This window comes from Ancylobacter lacus (assembly GCF_018390635.1).
Taxonomy (GTDB): domain Bacteria; phylum Pseudomonadota; class Alphaproteobacteria; order Rhizobiales; family Xanthobacteraceae; genus Ancylobacter; species Ancylobacter lacus.
Genome location: NZ_JAHBGE010000084.1, coordinates 1 through 2,521, shown reverse-complemented (window position 1 = coordinate 2,521; position 2,521 = coordinate 1). Strand labels below are relative to the sequence as shown.

The 2,521-nt window shown below is 66.6% G+C and carries 3 protein-coding genes; all 3 read right to left on the bottom strand.

All coding sequences use genetic code 11. The features are described from left to right. The coding region (locus tag KHC27_RS20770) for an ABC transporter substrate-binding protein (protein ID WP_213341863.1) at positions 1-1,752 on the bottom strand (1,752 nt) is incomplete at its 3' end. Between the two features lie 86 nt (positions 1,753-1,838). Continuing rightward, positions 1,839-2,183 carry a DUF2160 domain-containing protein gene (locus KHC27_RS20765; RefSeq protein ID WP_213341861.1) on the bottom strand — a complete coding sequence of 115 codons (345 nt, stop codon included), beginning with the start codon at positions 2,181-2,183 and terminating at the stop codon, positions 1,839-1,841. An 11-nt stretch (positions 2,184-2,194) separates the two neighbouring features. Next, positions 2,195-2,521: ABC transporter permease subunit (locus KHC27_RS20760; protein ID WP_213341859.1), on the bottom strand; the 327-nt coding region annotated here is incomplete at its 5' end.

The window sequence follows — 2,521 nt, the reverse complement described above, 5'->3', positions numbered from 1 at the left end:
CTTCTTCGGGGGCGTAGCGGGCCAGGACTTGATGAGGGTGTCGTAGTCGACGGTCTCACCCTTCGGCTTTTCGTTGGCGAGCTTGGGCTGTGGGGCGAGGTTGCCCTCCTTCTTGGCGAGCTCGACCCAGTACTCCATGGGGTGCTTGGCGTTGAGCTTGGGACCGCAGTCGCCCTGGACACCGGACTTCTCGATGCGGGCCATGACGGATTCCTGGGCCTCGGCGAGGGCGTCCATGGCGGCCTGCGGGGTCTTGGCGCCGGAGGAGGCGTCACCGATGTTCTGCCACCAGAGCTGGGCGAGCTTGGGGTAGTCCGGGACGTTGACGCCGGTGGGCGACCACTGGACGCGGGCGGGCGAGCGGTAGAACTCGATCAGGCCGCCGAGCTTGGGGGCCCGCTCGGTGAAGCTCTTGTCCCAGATGTCGCTCTCGCGGATGAAGGTGAGGCCGACCTGGCTCTTCTTGAGCGAGACGGTCTTGGAGGTGACGAACTGGGCGTAGAGCCAGGCGGCCTTGCGGCGCTCGACCGGGGTGGACTTGAGCAGGGTCCAGGAGCCGACGTCCTGGTAGCCGAGCTTCATGCCGTCCTTCCAGTAGGCGCCCTTGGGGCTGGGGGCCATGCGCCACTTGGGGGTGCCGTCGGCGTTCATGACCGGCAGGCCGGGCTTGACCATGTCGGCGGTGAAGGCGGTGTACCAGAACATCTGCTGGGCGATGTTGCCCTGGGCGGGGACCGGGCCGGCCTCGGAGAAGGTCATGCCGAGGGCCTGGGGCGGCGTGTACTTCTTCAGCCACTCGATATACTTGGTGATGGAGTAGACGGCGGCGGGGCCGTTGGTGTCGCCGCCGCGCTCGACGGTGGAGCCGGTGGGGCGGCAGCCTTCCATGCGGATGCCCCATTCGTCGACGGGCTTGCCGTTGGGCAGGCCGCGGTCGCCATTGCCGGCCATGGAGAGCCAGGCGTCGGTGAAGCGCCAGCCCAGCGAGGGGTCCTTCTTGCCGTAGTCCATGTTGCCATAGACCTTGACGCCGTCGATCTCCTTGATGTCGTTGGTGAAGAAGTCGGCGATGTCCTCATAGGCCGACCAGTTCACCGGCACGCCGAGGTCGTAGCCGTACTTGGCCTTGAACTTGGCCTTGATGTCGGGGTTGGTGAACCAGTCGTAGCGGAACCAGTAGAGGTTGGCGAACTGCTGGTCGGGCAGCTGGTAGAGCTTGCCGTCCGGGGCGGTGGTGAAGCTGGTGCCGATGAAGTCGGGCAGGTCGAGGGTGGGGGAGGTGACGTCCTTGCCCTCGCCGGCCATCCAGTCGGTCAGCGGCACCGCCTGCTTGTAGCGGAAATGGGTGCCGATCAGGTCGGAATCGTTGACCCAGCCGTCATAGATGTTCTTGCCCGACTGCATCTGGGTCTGGATCTTCTCCACCACGTCGCCTTCCTGGAGAAGGTCGTGGGTCACCTTGATGCCGGTGATCTCGGTGAAGGCCTTGGCCAGCACCTTCGATTCATATTCGTGGGTGGTCAGGGTCTCGGAGACGACGTTGATCTCCATCCCCTTCAGCGGCTCCGCCGCCTTGATGAACCACTCCAGCTCCTTCAGCTGCTCGTCCTTCGACAGCGTCGAGGGCTGGAACTCGCTGTCGATCCACTTCTTCGCCGCCGCCTCGTCCGCGCGCGCCGCGCCCGCACCCGCAACCAGCGCAACCGCGCTCGCCGCGATCATCAGTCGCTTCCGGACCGTCATCTCAAGCATCTCGTCTCCTCCCGGGACATCGCGTGCGCTTGGTTGGTTCGGGCCGCCCGGTGCGCACCTTGCCGGACCCCGTTTCACGCCCCGCCTCACACCGTGCGGAACACCACGGCGGCGTAGAGCAGCGACAGCGCGCTGGCGATCCACAGCCGCGACACCTCGATGCCCTCCCCGATCGGCAGGCTCGCCACCGGCGAGGTGCCGAAGAAGGCGAGGAAGGCGAGGTGGATGAAGGCGCTGCCCAGCAGCGCGAGGAACAGCCGGTCGCCCCGCGTGGTGGGGATGTGCAGCACGCCCACCCGCTCCACCTCCGGCCGCCAGATCGCGAGCGCCGTCATGAGCACCAGCAGCAGCGCGATGCCGCAGAAGAAGGCCGCCGTCGCCGGCGTCCAGGCCATCCAGGCGAGGCTCTCGGGAAGCAGGCTCGTTTCCATGTTGCGCCTCCTCACACCCGCCCGAGGGCGAAGCCCTTGGCGATGTAGTTGCGGACGAACCAGATGACGAGCGCACCGGGGATGAGCGTCAGCACGCCGGCGGCGGCCAGCAGCCCCCAGTCGGTGCCCTGCGACGAGACGGTCTGGGTCATGATGGCGGAGATCGCCTTGCTGTTGGTCAGGGTTCGCACGAACAGCAGCTCGACCCACGAGAACATGAAGCAGAAGAACGCGGCCACCCCGATGCCCGAGGCGATCAGCGGCACGAAGATCTTCACGAAGAAGCGCGGCAGCGAATAGCCGTCCAGCCGCGCGGTCTCGTCGATCTCCCGCGGCAC